Source organism: Streptomyces sp. NPDC029956 (assembly GCF_055574655.1).
In genome coordinates this window covers 39,982-59,852 of sequence record NZ_JBVHZJ010000025.1, presented here as the reverse complement: position 1 = coordinate 59,852, position 19,871 = coordinate 39,982, and the positions used below count along the sequence as shown (strand labels likewise).

Here is a 19,871-nt window from a genome sequence, read left to right as displayed (position 1 = left end):
GGACATAGCAAACGGACAAGGTGTCCACTTAGCTCCAGGGGAAGTAAGGTCTGGTGCATGAGTGACGACGAGCAGCGGGGTCGTGGGGCCGCCTCCGTCCACCGGGTCGGCGGGCTCCTCGGTGATCTCCAGGCCGCGGACGACCAGCCGGTCGCCCCGCGCAGACGCGCGGACGCGGAACGCAACCGTGCGCAGATCCTGGCCGCGGCCGAGCAGCTCTTCGCCCAGCAGGATCCGCGGACGGTCACCATGGACCGCATCGCCAAGGCCGCGGGGGTGGGTCGGGCCACTCTCTACCGGAGCTTCCCCGATCCCTCGTCGGTCGCCGTCGCGCTGCTCGACGAGCACGAGCGCCGGCTCCAGGGCCAGCTCATCTACGGCCCGCCGCCGCTCGGCCCCGGCGCACCCGCGGGGGAGCGGCTGGCGGCGTTCTACCTGGCGATGCTCGATCTCCTGGAACGGCACCTGCCGCTGGCACTCGGCGCGGAGACCGGCCCCGCGCGCTTCCGGACGGGCGCGTACGGCTTCTGGCGCGTGCACGTCCGCACGCTGCTCGTCGACCACGGGATCCAGGACCCGGACCCGCTGATCGACATCGCGCTCAGCCCGCTGTCACCCGAGCTCTACCAGTTCCAGCGGCACGAACTCGGCCTGTCGACCGAACGCATCGGCCGTTCCCTCGCCGACTTCGCGCGCCAGCTGCTGCGTTCGGGCGGGTGAGGCGGGGCGGCGCGCCCCCGGTCGCCGCTTCCCGGGGCGCCCGTGCGGCTATGCGCCGGACCGTCGCCCGGCCGGATGGACCAGGCCGGGGAGGATCAACTTCCAGATCCGGTCGAGTCGTTGCTCGGCCGGACCGTGCAGGGCGCCGTTGTCGACGCTCCTGGGGTCGTCGGTGGGCCAGCACTCGTCGGACGGACCGTTCGGGCAGCGCATCTCCAGCTCGACCCCGGTGATCACATAGCCGATCAGCGCGGCGACCGCCGTCGCGTCCACGCCGGGACGCAGGGCCTTCTCGGCCTCCGCGTAGCGTGCCAGGCGCGCCACCTCGCGCCGCCAGGGGCAGTCCCGGGAGAACCCCGGGTCGGCTAATTGCAGTTCCCGCGCGAGGCGTTCACCGGCCCGCGCCGTCGGGTCGGTCTCGAAGAGCCGGATCAGCGCGTGCGTGGCGATCACCAGTTTGTCGATCGCGGTGCCGCCGACGCCCTCCGTGGAGAGGCACGCCGACTCGACCGTGATCCGGGTGGCCGCGTGGGCCCGCCCGTGGACCGCCGTCGCGAGCTCCGACTTCGTTGCGAAGTGGAAGACGAGCGCGCCGGTGGTCACCCGGGCCTCGCCGGCGATCCTGGCGAGCGAGGCCCGCTCGTACCCATGCCTGTCGAACACCCTTGCGGCCGCCGCCAGGATTTCCTGTCTTGTACGTTCCGCCCGCTGCTGAATCGCCATGAGCTCCCCCGTCGGCTTGCGAGAAGGTGCCGGAGCGTGATGTTCCGGCCCGCGCCTGTGACCGACTCGAAACTATCCGGCCGGGGGGCCACGAAACGTGCCCTCTCGCCCCATCGGCCGGAACTGGGGCTTGACGGGCATCTCCCCTCCAGGTCGCGGGCGCACACCCGACCCCGGGGGTGCGTGAAGTGACCGGAACCGGAGCCATGCCCTGTCAGGTGGATTCAGCCGTTCCGGCGCCGGCGGGGGTCCGCGCGCGTGAGCGGGATACAGCCACCCCTGCCAGGCACAGCGCGCCCCCGGCGAGCGTGAGCAACCCCGGCAGTTCGCCGAGGAACAGCCATGCCATCAGCACCACCAGGGCGGGGACGGCGTACGTCGTCGCGCCCATCCGCCCCGCGGTCGTCCGGGCCAGGGCGTAGGCCCAGGTCGTGAACGCGAGCGCGGTCGGGAACACCCCCAGGTAGACCATGTTCAGGGTCGCCGGCAGCGGGGCCCGGCCCGCCTCGTCGACCAGCTGCCCGGCGAACGGCAGACAGGCCACCGACCCCACCAGACACCCGAACGTCGTCACCTGGAGGGCGCTGCCGTGGGCGAGCGCCGGCTTCTGCGCCACGACCCCGCCCGCGTACGCCATCGCCGCCAGGACACAGAGGAGTACGCCGAGCAGCGAGGCGTGCGCGCCGGAGGAGGCGCGGGACATGGAGAGGCCCACGACCACCGCGCCCGCGAAGGAGACGGCCATGCCCGCGAGCAGCCGCGGCGGCAGGGACTCCCCCAGGAAGCGGGCGCCGAGCAGGGCGATCAGGATCGGTCCGATGTTCACCACCATCGCCGCCGTCCCCGCGTCGACCTCCTGCTCGCCCCAGTTGAGCACCACCATGTACACCCCGAACCAGAGCAGGCCGGAGACCAGGATTCCCGGCCAGGCCGCCCGGGGCGGCAGCCCCTCCCGCCGGATCAGGAGGACGGCTCCCAGGACCAGGGCGCCGGCGAGCAGTCGCCCGAGGGCGAGCGCGCCGGGGGAGTAGGCCTCTCCGGCGCTGCGGATGGAGACGAAGGCGGAGGCCCACAGGACGACCGTGACGGCGGCGGCGGCGAGGGCGAGCCGCGAGGATTGCTTCTGCATGGCCTGACGGTAGGGCGCGGACCCTTCGGCACTCACCGCAATATCCCCGGAGCCGGAGCCGGAGCCGGAGCCGGAGCCGGGGGCGGGGGCGGGGTCGGAGCCGGGGGCGGGGTCGGACCCGGGGGCGGGGTCGGAGCCGGAACCAGGGCCGGAGTCGGTGCCGGGCTCGGAGCCGCCCTGTCGCAGCCGCCTCATCGCAGCTCCTCCGGAGCGATGCCCAGGTTCGCGTACAGCGCGCGCTCGCCCCGCCCGGTCACCTTCACGGCCCGCTCGGACCCGATCCGTACGCACCACTCGTCGTCGAGCGCGTGCCGGCAGAGCGCGGCGCCCGCGAGGCCCGCGAGGTGCGGCCGACGCTCGGTCCAGTCGAGGCAGCCGCGCGCCACGGGTCGCCGCCTCTGCCGTACGAGAGGGACGCCCAGCTCGTCGAACCAGGCCAGACCGCGGTCCGTGAGCGCGAACCCGGTGTCCTGGCGCAGCAGTCCGCGGACCGTCATCGCCTCGGTGATCGCGATGCCGAGCCGCCCGGCGAGATGGTCGTAGCAGGTCCGGCCCCGGGCCATCGCCCGTCCGGCGCTCGCGGCGCCCAGCGAGCGGGGCGGCGGGGCCACCGCCGGCTCGGACCGGGTGGCCAGGTCCTCCACGAGATGCGCGATCCCCGGGTCGGCGAGACGCACGTACCGGTGGCGGCCCTGCCGTTCCTCCGCGAGCACCCCGCCGGTGACGAGCCTGCCGAGGTGCTCGCTGGCGGTGGAGGGGGCCACGCCCGCGTGCCGGGCGAGTTCCCCGGAGGTCCAGGCCCGCCCGTCGAGCAGGGCGAGCAGGAACGTGGCGCGGGTCTCGTCCGCGAAGAGCGCCGCGAGCGCGGCGAGGTCACTGGCTGCCATGCGTCCAGCCTCCCGTACTCACGCTTCGGCGGTGGCCGAACCGTCCCGCGGGGCGGAGGAGCGGCCGGCGGGCAGCGCCGAGGCCTCGTTCACCTGGGCCTCGTACTGCAGCCGCAGCCCGTCGAGCAGTGCCCGCAGGCCCGTGGCGAAGGCGCCCTCGTCGACCTTCTGCCGGTGCTCGGCGAGGCGGTGCGCCTGGCCGAGGTGGGGGTAGTCGGCCGGGTCGTAGGCCGCCTCGTCGTCGACGAAGCCGCGGGCGAAGGAGCCGAGGGCCGAGCCGGTGATGAAGTACCGCATCAGCGCGCCGATGGAGGTGGCCTGGGCCGGCGGCCAGCCCGCGCGGACCATCGTGCCGAAGACGGCGTCCGCGACGCGCAGGCCCGCCGGGCGGCGGCCGGGCCCCTGGGCGAGGACCGGGACGATGTGCGGGTGGTCGGCGAGGGCGGCGCGGTAGGAGACGGCCCAGTCGTGCAGCGCCGTCTGCCAGTCGCGGCCGTCGTCCTCCGCGAACATCGACAGATCGATCTTGGCGCTCACCGCGTCGGCGACGGCGTCGAGGATCTCGTCCTTGGTGCGGAAGTGGTTGTAGAGCGAGGGCCCGCTCACCCCGAGTTCGGCCGCGAGCCGCCGGGTCGAGAGTGCGCCGAGGCCCTCCGCGTCCACGAGCGCGCCCGCCGTCTCGACGATGCGGTCTCGGCTGAGCAGGGGCTTGCGCGGTCGGGCCATGGCGCACATAGTAGGCCTGCACCGCAAAAACTAGCAGTGGTAATTAAATGGTCGGGTGAGGTGGGCGCCGCATGAATCTGGAACTCAGCGAGGAGCAGGAAGCCGTACGGCGGCTCGCCGAGGACTTCGTCGCGCGCGAGGTCACCCCGCACGCCGCGGCGTGGGACCGCGCCGAGGAGGTGGACCGGGCGATCGTGAAGAAGCTCGGCGCCGTCGGCTTCCTCGGGCTCACCCTCCCGGAGGAGTACGGCGGCTCCGGCGGCGACCACCTCGCGTACTGCCTCGTCACCGAGGAACTCGGCCGCGGCGACTCCTCCGTGCGAGGCATCGTCTCCGTCTCCCTCGGCCTGGTCGCCAAGACCGTCGCCGCCTGGGGCAGCGAGGACCAGAAGCGGGAGTGGCTGCCCCGACTCGCCTCCGGCGAGGCGCTCGGCTGCTTCGGCCTCACCGAGCCCGGCACCGGATCCGACGCCGGGAACCTTGCGACCCGGGCCGTGCGCGACGGAGACGACTACCTCCTCAGCGGCACCAAGATGTTCATCACCAACGGCACCTGGGCCGAGGTCGTGCTGCTCTTCGCCCGCACCGGCGACACCCCGGGCCACAAGGGTGTCTCCGCCTTCCTCGTCCCCACCGACGCCCCCGGCCTCACCAGCCGCGCCATCCACGGCAAGCTCGGATTGCGCGGCCAGGCCACCGCCGAACTCGTCCTCGAGGACGTCCGCGTCCCCGCCGCCGCGATGCTCGGCCCCGAGGGCAAGGGCTTCACCGTCGCCATGTCCGCCCTCGCCAAGGGCCGGATGTCCGTCGCCGCCGGCTGCGTCGGCATCGCCCAGGCCGCCCTCGACGCGGCCGTCCGGTACGCCGGGGAGCGCGAGCAGTTCGGCAAGCCCATCGCCTCGTACCAGCTCGTGCAGGAGCTGATCAGCGACATCGCCGTCGACGTGGACGCCGCCCGGCTGCTCACCTGGCGGGTCGCCGACCTGATCGACCGCGGCCGGGACTTCGCGACCGCCGCCTCCAAGGCGAAGCTGTACGCCTCCGAGGCCGCCGTCCGCGCAGCGAACAACGCCCTCCAGGTCTTCGGCGGCTACGGCTACATCGACGAGTACCCGGTCGGCAAGCTCCTCCGGGACGCCCGCGTCATGACCCTGTACGAGGGCACCAGCCAGATCCAGAAGCTCATCATCGGCCGGGCGCTGACGGGGGTCTCGGCGTTCTGACCCCGTCACCCCGGCGGGGCGCTTCTGAGTACCTCGCTGAGTACGCGGACGGATGTGGCGCCGGCCGCATCCGCCGGATGCTGTGCCCCATGAGTGACACACCGGTCAAGCAGCAGAACACCGCCGCCTACTACGCCCAGGCCGTCGCCTCCTTCTCGCTCGCCCTCGGCGCCGTGGCCGTCGGCATCTACCAGCTGGAGGCCAGCGCCTGGGTCCGCGCCTTCCTCGCCGTCGCGGTCCTCTACCTCACCACCTCGGCCTTCACGCTCGCCAAGGTCGTCCGCGACCGCCAGGAGGCCGGGCAGATCGTCAGCCGGGTCGACCAGGCCCGTCTGGAGAAACTGCTCGCCGAGCACGACCCCTTCCAGAAGCTCTGACCGCTCGCCGGGGCCTGAGCTGCCACTCCCGGTCTCTAAGCGCTTGCTCACCCTCGTTGGTATGGTGAGCGTCCTGACGGGGTCCGAGAGGGAGTGTGGGATGAGCACGGCGGAGGAGACGCCCGGGGGCGAGGACATGCCCTGGGGCGAGGTCACGCCCGAGGCGGCCCGGCGACTGCTGGTGGCCGCCGTCGAGGCGTTCGCCGAGCGCGGCTACCACGCCACCACCACCCGGGACATCGCCGGCCGTGCGGGGATGAGCCCGGCCGCGCTCTACATCCACTACAAGACGAAGGAAGAGCTGCTCCACCGGATCAGCCGCATCGGGCACGACAAGGCCCTGGAGATCCTCCGGGCCGCGGCCGCCGGCGAGGGCACGGCCGCCGAGCGCCTCGCCGACGCCGTCCGCTCCTTCGTCCGCTGGCACGCCGAGCGCCACACCACCGCGCGGGTCGTCCAGTACGAACTCGACGCCCTCGGCCCCGAGCACCGGGCCGAGATCGTGGAGCTGCGCCGCCTGTCCGACGCGGCGGTGCGCGGCATCATCGACGAGGGCGTGGCGGCGGGCGAGTTCGACGTGCCGGACGTCGCGGGCACCACGGTCGCCGTGCTCTCGCTCTGCATCGACGTCTCCCGCTGGTTCAACGCCCAGGGGCGCCGGTCGCCCGACGAGGTCGGCGCGCTCTACGCCGACCTCGTCCTCAGGATGGTCGGCGCTCAGAAGTAGTAGCGGGAGACCGACTCGGCGACGCAGACCGGCTTCTCCGAGCCCTCGCGCTCCACCGTCACGGCCGCCGTCACCTGCACACCGCCGCCGGCCTCCTCGACCTTGGTCAGGACGGCCGTGGCGCGCAGCCGCGAGCCGACCGGCACGGGTGCGGGGAAACGCACCTTCTCCGTGCCGTAGTTGAGGCCCATCTTCATGCCCTCGACCCGCAGCACCTGCGGCACGAACAGCGGGAGCAGCGACAGCGTCAGATAGCCGTGCGCGATGGTCGTGCCGAACGGGCCGCCGGCCGCGCGCTCCGGGTCCACGTGGATCCACTGGTGGTCCCCGGTCGCGTCGGCGAAGAGGTCGATCCGCTTCTGGTCGATCTCCACCCAGTCACTGTGCCCCAGCTGTTCGCCGACCCCCGCGCGCAGCTCCTCGGCGGAGGTGAAGATCCTCGGCTCGGCCATGTTCCTGTTCCCTTCTGGTCCGGCATACCCCACCTGGTACGGCATACCCAACGGTCGGTATCTAAGCGCTTGCTCAGCATGTGGGGTGAGCGGTCCGCTGTCAACGGACCAGTAGGGTCGCGGGGTGCCGCAGATTCCAGAGAAGATCCACGAGCTCACCGTCGGCCAGCTCTCCGCCCGTAGCGGGGCCGCCGTCTCCGCCCTCCACTTCTACGAGGCGAAGGGGCTCATCAGCAGCCGCCGCACCACCGGCAACCAGCGCCGCTACGGCCGCGACACCCTGCGGCGGGTCGCCTTCGTCCGCGCCGCGCAGCGCGTGGGGATCCCGCTGGCGACGATCCGCCAGGCCCTCGCGCAGCTCCCGGAGGAGCGCACGCCGACGAACGAGGACTGGGCCCGGCTCTCCGCGGCCTGGCGCACGGAGCTGGACGAGCGCATCAAACAGCTCGGCCGGCTCCGCGACCACCTGACGGACTGCATCGGCTGCGGCTGCCTCTCCCTGGAGACCTGCGTGCTCTCCAACCCCGACGACGCCTTCGGTGAGCGGATGGCGGGCTCCCGCCTGCTGCCGGTACGCACCCCGGCCCCGGACGGCGACGACGACTAGGCCCTGCCGTCACGCTCCCCTGCCGGGCGGCGGCGGGAACGTGACGACAGGACCTACCCCGCGAGGGCCGCGGTGACCAGCTCCGCGTCGGAGCGCGCCCGGGTGCCGTCCGGCAGGTGCACGGTGTCCTCGAGACCGATCCGGGCGACGAGGCCCAGCCGCCGGGGCGAGCCGCAGGACCGGACGGGCTCCGCCGCCGCATCCCCGGGCCCCCGTGACCCGTTGAGACAGACCTGAACCACCGGCGTCCACGCCGGAACACGCGGAACCTCGGGTCCCCCCGGGCTCACGCCGCCGATGCCAGCGAGCGGCTCCGCTCGTCACGGGCGCGGGCCAGCGCCCCCGAGGTGAGGACGGCACGCGGCACGCCCACCCCGCAGTCCCCGCAGACCGGGCCGAGCCACGGTTCGTACCGGTCGCCGGGACCGGCCCATTCGATGCGCGGGCCCGCGCACACCGGGCACCGCTCGCCCGGGTCGCTCTCCAGGGCGGCGATCAGCCGCCGCAGCACCTCGGGCAGCGGGTCCGACGGGTGCACGGCCGGATCGCCGCACCGCACCACGCCGTTGCCGCCCCAGACCCGCCGGTGCCAGTCGTCGAGGGCGCCGGGCCGGCGCAGCCCCTCGTGCTTCTCGCGCCGCCGCCGGGCGGCGAACTCCTCCTCGTACGCGAGCCACACGGCCCGCGCCTCCTCCAGCTCGTCGAGCGCGGCGATCAGCCGCCCGGGGTCGAGCTCCCGGTCCTCCGGTCCGAACCTGTGCCTGCTGCACAGGTGGTCCCACGTCGCCCGGTGCCCGTACGGCGCGAACCGCTCCAGACACTTGCGCAGCGAATACCTGCGCAGGGCCGTGTCGCACCCCGGATCGCGCACCTGTCTCGCGAGACTCCGGAAACCGGCCATCTCCCGCCACCTCCGTCGCTGGTCGTTCCGTGGTATCAGAGGGACGAACGAGCGCGCCGTCGTGTTCCATCGAAATTCGGATGGGAGCCATCAGTGGGGACCGAGGGGCCTCCGAGGAAGGGCGGAACGCAGGAGTCCGGCGAGGCGTGGAGGGGCCGCGGGCGGGGCGGCGGCGAGCTCCCGAGGACGGTCCGGGGAAGGCCCGTACCCCCTTCCACCTGCCCGTCCGCGCCTCTACCTGCCCGTCCGCGCCGCGGACACGACCACCCGGGCCAGCTCCGCGCGGCAGATGTCGCTGTGGGAACGGACCGCGTCCGCCGTGTCGACGCTCACGCACCCCGAGGACGGCACTCCTTCGCGCAGCAGCGTCGCCAGCGGCCGTACGACCGTCCCGGGCACCGCCTGGACGCCGTCGTGCCCGATCGCCGCCCAGCGCGGGTCGTCCGAGCCGAGCAGCCCGGCGGCCCGGGTCAGCGACGCCGAGTCGCCCGCGAGCCGGGACGCCAGCGGGTAGAACACGCCGAGCGCCGTGTCGTGCCGCGAGTAGCAGGCCACCACGGGCCCCCGGACCCGGTTCTGCAGGTCCCGCAGCGACCCCGCGCGCCCGGGGTCGTGCGGCAGCCGGGCCGCGAACGCGTAGTGCGAGAAGGCGCCCTGGAGGAGGGTCACGGAGGCCACCGGGCGGGCCCCCGACGGCAGCCCCTTCAGCGCGTACGCGACGAGCCGGGCGCCCATGCTGTGGCCGACCAGGTGGACGCGGAGGCGGGGGGCGGCGCGGGCGACCTCGCCGAGCAGCGGCCCGAGGCCGAACTCGCCGACGTGACCGGCCCGCTTCTTCATCACGTAGTACGTGGCCTGCCGCAGGACTTCGCGGGCCCCCTTCCAGTACCGCCTGAGCCCCTCGCCGAAGCCTTCCCCGAAGCCCTCGCCAGAGCCCTCCCCGAGGCCCTCCGCCGGGCCGGAGACCCCTCCGAAGCCCTGCCCGAAGCCCTCACCGAAGCCCTCCGCGGGGCCGGGGCCCTGCCCGGACCCCTGCCCGAGGGCCCCCGGCCGTCCGGCGTCCGCCTCCAGCGCCTCGGTGAACAGAGCGCACACCTCCACCGGATCCCCGACCAGGAACTCCGGCACCGCTTCCCTGGGCCCGGCGGCGCCCGCCCCGTCGGCCTCACCGGCGGCGACGTCCGTCAGCTCCCGCAGCAGCGCCCCGAACTCGGCGAACGCCGCCTCGTCCGCCGGCGCCGTCACCAGGAGTTCGGTGAGCCGGTCGAGGACCGGTTCCTTCTCCGGAAGGACCGTCACGAGGGCCCGGTAGTCGGGCACCGGCTCACCGGTGAACATCATCGACGGCCAGATCACACCCGCGTACCCGGCCTCGACGCCGGGGGCGAGCAGACCGGGGAAGGGCTCGAAGAAGTCGGAGCAGAGCCGGGTGGCCCCGGCCGGGGAACTGTTCCACCCGTGCGCGAACACCACCAGGTCGGTGACGCCCTGCCGGGCCAGTGCGGCGAGGGCCGCGGGCTGCCCCGCGGGTCCGTCGCCCTCCTTGTCGAAGGTGATCTCCCGGTACGGCTCCACACTCATCCCGCTCACGGCCGACCCGTCCCTCTCCGTCGAGGTGGCCGTCGCACCCAGGACGCGCCGAGCGCGGGCGGCGGCTCCAGGGCCAGCATGCCCGCGCGTGGCCCCGGCCAGACCTCGACCGGTAGGCGTACCTTTTCGGACGGCCCGTGGCCGACCCCCGTACCGCCACGGCCGTCCCGTCCGTGCCGCCCGCCTCAGCGGATACGCGCCGCCGTGATCCGGGGGAAGTGGATCAGCAGGTCGTACGCGGTCGAGAGGCGGGCCCGGTGCTCGGCGTCGGGCCAGGGGTACGCCGTTCCGATGCCCCGGGTCGGCCGGGCGACGCCGAGCCAGTCGCGCGCGGCCGGTGTCGTGTGCCGCAGGTCCAGGTAGAAGGCGCGGGGCGAGACCCGGTCCAGGGTGTGGGCGTTGCTGTCCGGGCCGAGCGTGCCGAGGGTGAAGGGCCGCAGCGGCTCGCCGGGGGCCTCGGTGTCGTGCGCGTTGAACGACCCCTGCCCGAACGAGGTGCCGACGCTCACGTAGTCCCGGCCGAGGGCGTCCCGCAGGAAGGCGCCCTGGAGCCGCGGGTACTGGTCGGGCTTCGGGGTCTCGTAGCCGACGTGCCCGTTGTGCGCGGAGAGCACGATCCGGTCGCCGGTCTGCCGCTGCCACCACACGGTGTTCTCGGCCATGACCCGGTCGCGGTAGAGCATGGCCTCGGCGATGCCGGCGTCCGTCAGCATGTCGTGGGCGTACTCGGTGCCGACCTGGGCGATGGCCCGCGCGTGCTGCACCGCCCAGCGGGCCTCCTCTCGCGCGCCGGGGTCCTTCGCGGGCCGCTGCCGTTCCAGGAGGGCGAGCGCCGTGTTCACGTCGGCGGCCATCCGCTGCCGCTCGGGGCGCGGCTTGGTCAGGTACCCCTTCATCCAGGCCTCGGCGTCGCCCGTCGGGCGCGAAGTCCGGTACAGCTCCTCGAAGCGGGGGAGGAGCGCGGGACGGGTACGGGCCACGTACGAGGTCACGCGGTCGAAGAGGTTCGCGCCCGCGTAGCCGAGGTCGTTGCCCATGAAGCGGACCTGGTGGTCGGGGTGGAGCTGGTTGTGCCGCCGCATCCAGCGGAAGAGGTCGAGGTACTCCTCGGTGTTCCAGAGGCGGTACGACTCCTGGAACTCGTCCCGCATGATCGCCCGGATGTCGCCGCGGCCGGTGCGCACCCACTCGTCGACGAGCAGCCCGGTGGACCAGTTGGCCTCCAGGGCGAAGGTGGTGAAGCCCTTGCGCTCCACCAGGTGCTCGAAGATCCGGTGCTTGGTGGTGAAGAACTCCGCCGAGCTGTGGGTGGCCTCGCCGATGCCGACGACCTTGGCCGAGCCGATCATCCGGTCGAGCGGCCGGAGATCGGTCAACGGCGCCGCCGTGCGGGCGAGTTCACGCGCGGGATCGGGAGCGGACGAGGGGCCGGCGGCCCCGGCGGCGGGCGCCAGGGAGCCGAGGCAGGCGGCCAGGAGGAGCCCGACGAGGGGCAGGCGGCGTCGTAAGGAGGTACCGGAGAGGTTCATGGGGTCAAGCCTGGCCGGCGGGACGTCTCCGGGACATCCCGCCCGCACCCCTGTCGATCATGGGGGCAACCCCACCCGCCGCCACCTTGCCCGCTCCGGGTCGACCCGCCCGAGGGTGGAGCCCGCCCGCTCCGGGGCGACCCGCCTCGGCGGTGCAGCCCGCCTGCTCCGGCCCGAGCCGCCTCAGCGGTAGAGCAGGTACTCCCTCCGTACCGCCCGGAAGGCCGTCAGGTCCGTCCGCCACGCCCCGACGACCTCGTCCACCCCCGCGCCGGCGTCGATCAGCGTCCGCACCCGCGTCGACCCGGTCAGCTTGTCGATCCAGTTGTCCGCCCGCCAGGCGAAGCCGGACCACGAGCTCCGGGCGGTGACCAGGAGCCCGATCCCGGCCCGTACCGGATCGAAGGACTCCCGGTCGTGGACGTGCAGCTGCACCCCGCCCACGGTCTTCCCCTGGAACTTCGAGAAGGTCGGCGCGAAGTACGCCTCGCGGAACCGGACCCCGGGCAGGCCGAGCGCGTTCGCCGCCTCCGCCCACCTCCGGTCGATCCCCTCCGCGCCGAGGAGTTCGAAGGGGCGGGTGGTGCCACGGCCCTCGGAGAGGTTCGTCCCCTCGAACAGGCAGGTGCCGGAGTAGACGAGCGCGGTCTCGGGCGTCGGCATGTTGGGGCTCGGCGGCACCCAGGGCAGCCCGGTCGCGTCGAAGAAGTCCGTCCGCCGCCAGCCCGTCATCCGTACGGTCTCCAGGGCGACCGGCGTCGCGAGGAACTCGCCGTTGAAGAGACGGGCCAGCTCCGCCACCGTCATGCCGTGCGCCTGCGCGATCGGCTCGCGTCCGACGAAGGTGGCGAACGCCCGGTCCAGGACGGGGCCCAGCGCCGCCCGGCCGGTCACCGGGTTCGGCCGGTCCAGGACGACGAACCGCTTCCCGGCGAGCGCGGCGGCCACCATGCAGTCGTACAGCGTCCAGATGTAGGTGTAGAAGCGGGCTCCGGCGTCCTGGATGTCGAAGACGACCGTGTCCACGCCGGAGGCGGTGAAGACGTCCGCGAGCGGCTGCCCGCTCTTCAGGTACGTGTCGTAGACGGGAAGCCCGGTGGCCGGGTCGTCGTACCGTCCCTCGGAGCCGCCCGCCTGCGCGGTGCCCCGGAAACCGTGCTCCGGGCCGAAGACGGCCACCAGGTCCACCCGCTCTTCGGCGTGCATCACGTCCACGATGTGCCGGGCGTCCCGGGTGATGCCGGTCGGGTTGGTGACGATGCCGACCCGTTCCCCGGCGAGCAGCGCGTACCCGTCGTCGGCGAGGCGCTCGAACCCGGTCCGTACGCGCGTCTGCCCGTGCGGGCGCCCCGCCGCGGCGGCGGGCGCGTCGGCCTGAGCGGCGGGCGCGCCGGCCGAGGCGGTGGGGGCGGTGGCCGCCACCGCCCCCAGGGCGCCCCCGGCGGCCAGCAGACTCCGTCGCGACAGGCCCATGCGAAACCTCCTCGATCGCCGTCCCCGGCCGGGGCGCGTGACATGGGCACGCACGCTAGCGGTCCTGATCGCCCACGGGAACGAGGCGTGCGGCCGACACTCTTCCGTCTTTCCATACCGACTGGTTAGTCTGTCCGCGTCATCACAGGTCGTCACGCGCCATCAGCAGGTCGCCACAGGCCGTCGAGCGGAGAGGTGGGTCCATGAGCGAGGGCACGAACCAGGGCACGGACCAGGGCACGAACCAGGTCCAGGGCGCCGGAGTCGTCGTCACGGGAGCGGGCGGCGGCATCGGTGCCGCCCTCGCCCGCCGGTTCGCGGCCGAAGGGGCCCGGGTCGTCGTCAACGACATCGACCCCGTCCGCACCAAGGCGGTCGCCGAGGAGATCGGCGCCTTCGCCGTCCCCGGTGACGCCTCCGCCGTCGTCGACGAGGCCCGCGAGGCCCTCGGCGGCACCGTCGACATCTGGTGCGCCAACGCCGGCCTCTCCTCGCCGGGCGACGCCTTCGCCGACGAGGACGTCTGGGCCGCCGCGTGGGACGTCAACGTCATGGCCCACGTCCGCGCGGCCCGCGCCCTGCTCCCCGGCTGGCTGGAGCGCGGCAGCGGCCGCTTCGTCTCCACGGTCTCCGCCGCCGGACTGCTCACCATGATCGGCGCGGCGCCGTACAGCGCCTCCAAGCACGGGGCGTACGCCTTCGCCGAATGGCTCTCCCTCACCTACCGGCACCGCGGCCTCGCCGTCCACGCCATCTGCCCGCAGGGCGTCCGTACGGACATGCTCACGGCCGCCGGAACGGCCGGCGAACTCGTCCTCGCCCCCACCGCCATCGAGCCCGAGGACGTCGCCGACGCCCTTCTCGACGCGATCTCCGCCGACCGCTTCCTCGTCCTGCCCCACCCGGAGGTGGCTGGCTACTACCGCAACCGGGCCACCGACCCGGAGCGCTGGCTCGGCACCATGAACCACGTCCAGCAGGCCTGGGAGACGGGCACGCGATAGCCGGGCCCGATCGGATGCGAAGATCTACCGGCGGGAACCCGTTTCCCTGACCGAAAAGCACCATCGAGAACGACCAACGAGATCGACCACCAAGGAAGGCGGCGGAGCATGGCCAGGACGACGGACGGGAGCGGCACCCCCGTCCCCCAGAGGCTCCTCGCCGCCGCCACCCGGCTCTTCGCGGAGCAGGGGTACGACCGCACCTCCGTCCAGGAGATCGTCGAGGCCGCCGGGGTCACCAAGGGTGCGCTCTACCACTACTTCGGTTCCAAGGAGGACCTCCTCCAGGAGGTCTACTCCCGCGTCCTGCGCCTCCAGCAGGAGCGTCTCGACGCCTTCGCGGACGCCGACGCCCCCATCGAGGACCGGCTGCGCGGCGCCGCCGCCGACGTCGTCGTCACCACCATCGAGAACCTCGACGACGCCGCCATCTTCTTCCGCTCCATGCACCACCTCAGCCCGGAGAAGAACAAGCAGGTCAGGTCGGAACGGCGGCGCTACCACGAGCGGTTCCGCGCCCTGGTCGAGGAGGGGCAGCGGGCCGGGGTCTTCTCCTCGGCGACCCCCGCCGACCTGGTCGTCGACTACCACTTCGGCTCGGTGCACCACCTGTCCACCTGGTACCGCCCGGACGGCCCGCTCACCCCCGAGCAGGTCGCCGGCCATCTCGCCGACCTCCTGCTCCGGGCCCTGCGGCCCTGAGGCGGCCGGGGCCCACGGCGCTCCGACGCTGTTCGGCGCCGAGACCCCGCTGACGCCGGGTCCGCCGAGACCCCGCAGACGCCCGGTCCGCCGAGCCTCGCAGACGCCGGGACCGCCGAGACCCCGCACCGGATCCTCCCGGGCGGGGAGATCCGGTGTCCGGAGTGGCTCGACGACGGGCGACGGAGGACTACAGGTACTTCTTCAGCTCCCGGTGCGCCAGCGAGCGCTGGTGCACCTCGTCCGGACCGTCCGCGAGCTTCAGCGTCCGCGCCGCCGCCCACAGTTCGGCCAGCGGGAAGTCCTGCGAGACCCCGCCCGCCCCGTGCGCCTGCACGGCCTTGTCGATGATGTCGACCACCGCGCGCGGGGTCGCGATCTTGATGGCCTGGATCTCGGTGTGCGCGCCACGGTTGCCGACGGTGTCCATGAGCCAGGCCGTCTTGAGGACGAGGAGCCGCAGCTGCTCGATCTGCACCCGGGCGTCCGCGATCCAGTTCTGCACGACGCCCTGCTGGGCGAGCGTCTTGCCGAAGGCGGTACGGGAGACCGCCCGGCGGCACATCAGCTCGACGGCCCGCTCGGCCATGCCGATGAGCCGCATGCAGTGGTGGATGCGGCCCGGGCCGAGCCGTGCCTGCGCGATGGCGAAGCCGCCGCCCTCCTCGCCGATGAGGTGCGAGGCGGGGACGCGGACCTCGTCGAAGATCACCTCGGCGTGCCCGCCGTGGGAGTGGTCCTCGTACCCGTAGACCTGCATCGCGCGCCGCACCTCCACGCCGGGGGTGTCGCGCGGCACCAGGATCATCGACTGCTGACGGCGGGGATCGGCCCCGTCGGGGTCGGTCTTGCCCATCACGATGAAGATCCGGCAGTCGGGGTTCATGGCCCCGGAGATGTACCACTTGCGGCCGTCGACGACGTACGATCCCCCACTCTCGGCTCCGCTCGAGCGGGAGGTGCCCCGGTCGTCCCGCCGGATCCGGGTCTCGATGTTCGTCGCGTCGGAGGAGGCGACCTCCGGCTCCGTCATCGCGAACGCCGAGCGGATCTCGCCCGCGAGGAGCGGCTCCAGCCACTGCTTCTTCTGCGCCTCGTCGCCGAACTGGGCGAGCAGCTCCATGTTCCCGGTGTCCGGGGCGGCGCAGTTGAGGGCGGTCGGGGCCAGGTGCGGGCTGCGGCCGGTGATCTCGGCGAGCGGCGCGTACTGGAGGTTCGTCAGCCCGGCACCGTACTCCGCGTCCGGCAGGAAGAGGTTCCAGAGGCCCTGCCGCTTGGCCTCGGCCTTCAGCTCCTCGACGACCGCCGGGGTGTCCCACGGCGAGGCGAGCAGGGCGCGCTGCTCCTCGGCCGTCCGCTCGGCCGGGTACACGTGCTCGTCCATGAAGGCGAGGAGCCTCTGGCGGAGCTCCTCGGTGCGCGCGTCGTAGGCGAAGTCCATGGCGGTTCAGCCCTCCTGAAGGGTGGTCAGGCCGTGCTCGATGAAGACGGGGACGAGTTCGCCGATGCGGTCGAAGCCCGCGCCGACCGTCTGCCCGAGGGTCCAGCGGTAGTGGATGCCCTCCAGGATCACGGCGAGCTTGAACCAGGCGAAGGCGGTGTACCAGGCGAGGGCGGAGGTGTCGCGGCCCGAGCGGGCGGCGTAGCGCTCGACCAGTTCGGCGGCGGTCGGGTGCCCGGGGGCCGCGGCGGTGGTGGAGATGGGGGAGCCGGGCAGGTCGAGCGGAGTGCTGTACATGACGAGCAGGCCGAGGTCGGTCAGCGGGTCGCCGAGGGTCGACATCTCCCAGTCGAGGACCGCCCGGATGCGGTCGTCCCCGTCGATGAGGACGTTGTCGAGCCGGTAGTCGCCGTGGATCACGGTGGGCTCCGGCGAGACGGGCAGCGCGCGGCCGAGGGCGGCGTGCAGTTCGTCGATCCCGGGAAGGTCGCGGCCGCGCGAGGCGGCGAGCTGCTTGCCCCAGCGGCGCAGCTGCCGGTCGAGGAAGCCCTCGGGGCGCCCGAAGTCGGCGAGCCCGACGGCCGCCGGGTCCACGGCGTGCAGGTCGACGAGGGTGTCGACCAGGCCGAGGACGGCGGCGCGGGTGCGCTCGGGGCCGAGCGGGGCGAGTTCCGCCGCCGAGCGGTACGGCGTCCCGTCGACGAACTCCATGACGTAGAACGGCGCCCCGAGGACGGAGTCGTCCTCGCAGAGCAGCAGCGTCTCGGGCACGGGGACGTCCGTGGTGTGCAGGGCGCTGATGACCCGGTGCTCGCGCCGCATGTCGTGCGCGGTGGCGAGGACGTGGCCGAGCGGCGGCCGGCGGACGACCCAGCGGCCGGTGCCGTCGGTCACGACGTACGTCAGGTTCGACCGGCCGCCTTCGATCAGCCGGGCTTCGAGGGGGCCGGACACCAGGCCTGGGCGCTCGCGGTCGAGGAAGCGGCGCAGCTGCTCGGGGTCGAGGCCTGGCGGCGGGGCGGAACTCATACGTGCGTACCTCCGGATCGGCTTCGGTCGGCGTTCATGATGACCGACCAGTCGGTATGTCGTCCAGGGGGGAGTCGTGAAATCGTCCTACGCGCTCTGGTCATGAGTCTCATCCATGAATAGGGTTCACATATGGATGTGAAGCTGATCGTCGACGAAGTCCGGCTGACCCCGATCCTCATCTCCGACCCGCCTCTCCTCAATGTCCAGGGGGTTCACCAGCCGTACACGCCCCGTCTCGTGGTCGAGGTGATCACCCGGGGCGGAGTGAGCGGTCTGGGGGAGACGTACGGCGACGACGTCTACCTCGGCCTGGCGCGCCCGCTGGCCGAGTCGCTTCCGGGACGCCCGATCACGGATGTGAATGCCCTGTTCGCACGTGCGGAGGCCACCGACCCGGGCCGGGGCGTCCGCTCCGGCCCCCGCTCCGTCTCTGGCTCTGGCTCCGGCTCCGTCTCTGGCTCCGGCTCCGGTTCTCGCTCCGGCGTGGGCGACGAAGCGGGCCTGCAGGCCGGCGTCGACGCGGGCGGTCTGCGCGGCGTCCGCACCGCCGACAAGCTCCGCCTCTCCGTCGTCTCCGCCTTCGAGACCGCGTGCCTCGACGCCCTCGGCAAGACCCTCGGCCTGCCCGTCCACGCCCTCCTCGGCGGCAGGGTCCGCGACTCCGTCGAGTACAGCGCCTACCTCTTCTACCGCTGGGCCACCCACCCCGCCGGCGGCCCCGTCGACGACTGGGGCGCGGCCCTCGACCCGGCCGGCATCGTGGCCCAGGCCCGCCGCTTCGACCGCGCGTACGGCTTCCGGTCCTTCAAGCTCAAGGGCGGGGTGTTCGCACCCGAGCAGGAGATCGCCGCGATCCGCGCGCTCGCCGAGGAGTTCCCCGGCCGCCCGCTCCGCCTCGACCCCAACGGTGCCTGGTCCGTGGAGACCTCCCTCGCCGTCGCGCGCGAACTGAAGGACGTACTGGAGTACCTGGAGGACCCGGCGAGCGGCACCGACGCGATGGCCGAGATCGCCGCCGGCACCGAGGTCCCGCTCGCCACCAACATGTGCGTGACCACCTTCGAGGAGATTCCGGAGGCCTTCGCGAAGGGGGCGGTACGGATCGTCCTCTGCGACCACCACTACTGGGGCGGCCTCGGGCGCACCCGTGAACTCGCCGCGCTCTGCCGGACGTACGGCGTCGGGCTCTCCATGCACTCCAACACCCACCTGGGCATCAGCCTCGCCGCCATGACCCAGGTCGCGGCCACGCTGCCCGAACTCCACCACGCCTGCGACACCCACTACCCGTGGCAGACCGAGGACGTCGTCACCACCCGCCCCGTCTTCCGGGACGGGCGGCTCAGGGTCTCCGACGCGCCCGGCCTCGGCGTCGAACTCGACCGGGACGCGCTCGCCGCCCTGCACCGCCGCTGGCTCGACGACGACGGTTCCCTGCGGAACCGCGACGACGCGGCGGCGATGCGAGCGGCGGACCCGGAATGGCAGACCCCGAAGGTCCCGCGCTGGTGAACGCCCCACGCGCGCGTGCCCCGGGGCGACCGACGCGCGCGTGGACCGGACCGGCTCGGGCGCGCGTGCCCCGGGCCGGCTCACGCGCGCGTGCACGAGCACCCGCCCACGCGCGCGTGCACCGGCCCCGATCGCCCCGTACCCGCCGCCGCCCGCCGAGGGCTACGCGTGGCAGGCCACCGGCACTCCTCCGTTCATCGCCGCCATGTCGCCGAAGACCGCCACCGGGTCGAGCGGCGACGCCTCCGGCAGGCCCGCCAGCTCCGCGTAGGCCCGGTGCAGATTGGCCACCAGGCGCTCGCTCTCCCGCCACGCGGCGAACTCGCCGAGCTCCGCACACCGCGCCGTCTCCAGCGGCGTCGCCCCCTTCGCGTACCCCTCCGCCGCGATCTCCCGCACCCAGAGCAGGTACCGCTCGGTCGCGTCGTACGCGGAGGGGTCGGTCACCCGGCCGTGCCCCGGGACCACCGTCGGCGCGTCGAGCGAGCGCAGCAGGTCGAGCGCCCGCAGCGACCCGGCCAGCGAACCCATCGGCAGGAACGGCGTCCCGCCGTGGAAGACCAGGTCACCGGTGAAGACGATGCCGTGCTCGGGGAGGTGCACGATCGAGTCGCCCGTGGTGTGCGCGGGCCCCGGGTGGATCACCCGCACCTCGATCCCGCCCACGTACAGCGTCAGGCGCTCGCGGTACGTGACGGACGGCGCCACGATGTCGATCTTCCCGAAGTCGGTCTGCGGCCACAGCAGATGGAGCTGGTGCCCGGCCGCGAGCTGCTCGCTCCGGCAGTTCTCGTGGCCGACGATCCGCGCCTCCGGCAGGAACACCCCGTTGCCGTAGGTGTGGTCGCCGTGGTGATGGGTGGAGACGATCGTCCCCGGCAGCGGAAGGTCCGCCGCGAGGACCGCCTCCCGCAGCAGCCGCGCCCGGCGCTCGGTGGCGGCGGTGTCGACGAGCAGCGTCTCGCGCGCGTCGCCGAGGAAGCCGGCGTTGTTCAGGCACCAGCCGCCGTCGGGCTGGAGGAAGGCGTGCACGTTCGGCGCGAGCGTGACCACATGGGGAGCGTAGGCGTCGTGGGAGTCGGTGGCAGACATAGGGATTCCCCCGGTTGAGAGGCG

At 73.3% G+C, this 19,871-nt stretch carries 20 protein-coding genes and 1 pseudogene; 8 read left to right on the top strand and 13 right to left on the bottom strand.

From position 1 onward, the window contains the following. The first annotated feature begins 57 nt into the window (after window positions 1-57). Window positions 58-720 carry a TetR/AcrR family transcriptional regulator gene (locus ACZ4XX_RS21070; protein WP_468509367.1) on the top strand — a complete coding sequence of 221 codons (663 nt, stop codon included), beginning with the start codon at window positions 58-60 and terminating at the stop codon, window positions 718-720. 48 nt (window positions 721-768) lie between these two features. On the opposite strand, the gene ACZ4XX_RS21065 is transcribed toward ACZ4XX_RS21070, so the two are convergent. From ACZ4XX_RS21065 to ACZ4XX_RS21050, 4 genes are all read right to left on the bottom strand, one after another. Then, window positions 769-1,443: a TetR family transcriptional regulator gene (locus ACZ4XX_RS21065; protein ID WP_468509366.1), complete on the bottom strand. Its 675-nt coding sequence runs from the start codon at window positions 1,441-1,443 to the stop codon at window positions 769-771. A 214-nt stretch (window positions 1,444-1,657) separates the two neighbouring features. Next, on the bottom strand, window positions 1,658-2,572 hold the full coding sequence (locus tag ACZ4XX_RS21060; RefSeq protein ID WP_468509419.1) for a DMT family transporter: 915 nt from the start codon (window positions 2,570-2,572) through the stop codon (window positions 1,658-1,660). Window positions 2,573-2,763: 191 nt separating this feature from the next. Further along, window positions 2,764-3,459 (bottom strand): ArsR/SmtB family transcription factor, encoded by a 696-nt coding sequence (locus ACZ4XX_RS21055; RefSeq protein ID WP_468509365.1) that lies wholly within the window; start codon window positions 3,457-3,459, stop codon window positions 2,764-2,766. An 18-nt stretch (window positions 3,460-3,477) separates the two neighbouring features. Continuing rightward, window positions 3,478-4,185, bottom strand: a complete 708-nt coding sequence (locus ACZ4XX_RS21050) for a TetR/AcrR family transcriptional regulator (protein WP_468509364.1) — start codon at window positions 4,183-4,185, stop codon at window positions 3,478-3,480. 71 nt (window positions 4,186-4,256) lie between these two features. Between ACZ4XX_RS21050 and ACZ4XX_RS21045 the strand changes: the two genes are divergently transcribed. The 3 genes from ACZ4XX_RS21045 (at window position 4,257) to ACZ4XX_RS21035 (ending at window position 6,512) form a co-directional block, all read left to right on the top strand. Then, window positions 4,257-5,408: an acyl-CoA dehydrogenase family protein gene (locus ACZ4XX_RS21045; RefSeq protein WP_468509363.1), complete on the top strand. Its 1,152-nt coding sequence runs from the start codon at window positions 4,257-4,259 to the stop codon at window positions 5,406-5,408. An 89-nt stretch (window positions 5,409-5,497) separates the two neighbouring features. Next, window positions 5,498-5,785: a YiaA/YiaB family inner membrane protein gene (locus tag ACZ4XX_RS21040; RefSeq protein WP_030315864.1), complete on the top strand. Its 288-nt coding sequence runs from the start codon at window positions 5,498-5,500 to the stop codon at window positions 5,783-5,785. A 100-nt stretch (window positions 5,786-5,885) separates the two neighbouring features. Continuing rightward, window positions 5,886-6,512, top strand: coding sequence for a TetR/AcrR family transcriptional regulator (locus ACZ4XX_RS21035; protein WP_468509362.1), 627 nt, complete (start codon window positions 5,886-5,888; stop codon window positions 6,510-6,512). Here the strand turns inward: ACZ4XX_RS21035 and ACZ4XX_RS21030 are convergent. Beyond that, the gene (locus ACZ4XX_RS21030; RefSeq protein ID WP_468509361.1) at window positions 6,503-6,964 is read right to left on the bottom strand and encodes a MaoC family dehydratase; all 462 of its coding nucleotides are present in this window, start codon (window positions 6,962-6,964) and stop codon (window positions 6,503-6,505) included. The genes ACZ4XX_RS21035 and ACZ4XX_RS21030 overlap by 10 nt on opposite strands. Window positions 6,965-7,088: 124 nt before the next feature. On the opposite strand from ACZ4XX_RS21030, the gene soxR reads away from it, so the two are divergent. Continuing rightward, window positions 7,089-7,571: a redox-sensitive transcriptional activator SoxR gene (soxR, locus tag ACZ4XX_RS21025; protein WP_468509360.1), complete on the top strand. Its 483-nt coding sequence runs from the start codon at window positions 7,089-7,091 to the stop codon at window positions 7,569-7,571. Between the two features lie 53 nt (window positions 7,572-7,624). On the opposite strand, the pseudogene ACZ4XX_RS21020 reads toward soxR, so the two are convergent. The 5 genes and pseudogenes from ACZ4XX_RS21020 to ACZ4XX_RS21000 all read right to left on the bottom strand — a co-directional run. After that, window positions 7,625-7,775 (bottom strand): annotated as a pseudogene (locus tag ACZ4XX_RS21020) (3-keto-5-aminohexanoate cleavage protein); the annotation flags it as partial. An 82-nt stretch (window positions 7,776-7,857) separates the two neighbouring features. After that, complete coding sequence (locus ACZ4XX_RS21015; RefSeq protein WP_468509359.1) at window positions 7,858-8,472, bottom strand: hypothetical protein; 615 nt, start codon at window positions 8,470-8,472, stop codon at window positions 7,858-7,860. A 234-nt stretch (window positions 8,473-8,706) separates the two neighbouring features. Beyond that, on the bottom strand, window positions 8,707-10,053 hold the full coding sequence (locus ACZ4XX_RS21010) for an alpha/beta hydrolase family protein (protein ID WP_468509418.1): 1,347 nt from the start codon (window positions 10,051-10,053) through the stop codon (window positions 8,707-8,709). Window positions 10,054-10,247: 194 nt separating this feature from the next. Next, entirely contained in the window at window positions 10,248-11,591 is a 1,344-nt protein-coding gene (locus ACZ4XX_RS21005; protein ID WP_468509358.1) for an erythromycin esterase family protein, read from the bottom strand. A gap of 183 nt (window positions 11,592-11,774) precedes the next feature. Further along, entirely contained in the window at window positions 11,775-13,064 is a 1,290-nt protein-coding gene (locus ACZ4XX_RS21000) for an exo-beta-N-acetylmuramidase NamZ family protein (RefSeq protein WP_468509357.1), read from the bottom strand. Window positions 13,065-13,267: 203 nt separating this feature from the next. Here ACZ4XX_RS21000 and ACZ4XX_RS20995 point away from each other — a divergent pair, with 203 nt between their 5' ends. Together ACZ4XX_RS20995 and ACZ4XX_RS20990 are read left to right on the top strand one after the other, a co-directional pair. Next, a complete protein-coding gene (locus ACZ4XX_RS20995; protein WP_468509356.1) occupies window positions 13,268-14,068 on the top strand; it encodes an SDR family oxidoreductase in 801 nt (266 codons plus the stop codon). Between the two features lie 108 nt (window positions 14,069-14,176). Beyond that, window positions 14,177-14,770 (top strand): TetR/AcrR family transcriptional regulator, encoded by a 594-nt coding sequence (locus ACZ4XX_RS20990; protein ID WP_468509355.1) that lies wholly within the window; start codon window positions 14,177-14,179, stop codon window positions 14,768-14,770. A gap of 190 nt (window positions 14,771-14,960) precedes the next feature. On the opposite strand, the gene ACZ4XX_RS20985 is transcribed toward ACZ4XX_RS20990, so the two are convergent. Continuing rightward, window positions 14,961-16,211, bottom strand: a complete 1,251-nt coding sequence (locus tag ACZ4XX_RS20985) for an acyl-CoA dehydrogenase family protein (protein ID WP_468509354.1) — start codon at window positions 16,209-16,211, stop codon at window positions 14,961-14,963. A 6-nt stretch (window positions 16,212-16,217) separates the two neighbouring features. Next, complete coding sequence (locus ACZ4XX_RS20980) at window positions 16,218-17,240, bottom strand: phosphotransferase (protein WP_468509353.1); 1,023 nt, start codon at window positions 17,238-17,240, stop codon at window positions 16,218-16,220. A gap of 132 nt (window positions 17,241-17,372) precedes the next feature. On the opposite strand from ACZ4XX_RS20980, the gene ACZ4XX_RS20975 reads away from it, so the two are divergent. Beyond that, window positions 17,373-18,755, top strand: a complete 1,383-nt coding sequence (locus ACZ4XX_RS20975) for an enolase C-terminal domain-like protein (protein ID WP_468509352.1) — start codon at window positions 17,373-17,375, stop codon at window positions 18,753-18,755. A 162-nt stretch (window positions 18,756-18,917) separates the two neighbouring features. Here the strand turns inward: ACZ4XX_RS20975 and ACZ4XX_RS20970 are convergent, their stop codons facing one another. Beyond that, on the bottom strand, window positions 18,918-19,847 hold the full coding sequence (locus tag ACZ4XX_RS20970) for an MBL fold metallo-hydrolase (protein ID WP_468509351.1): 930 nt from the start codon (window positions 19,845-19,847) through the stop codon (window positions 18,918-18,920). Window positions 19,848-19,871: the final 24 nt, after the last annotated feature.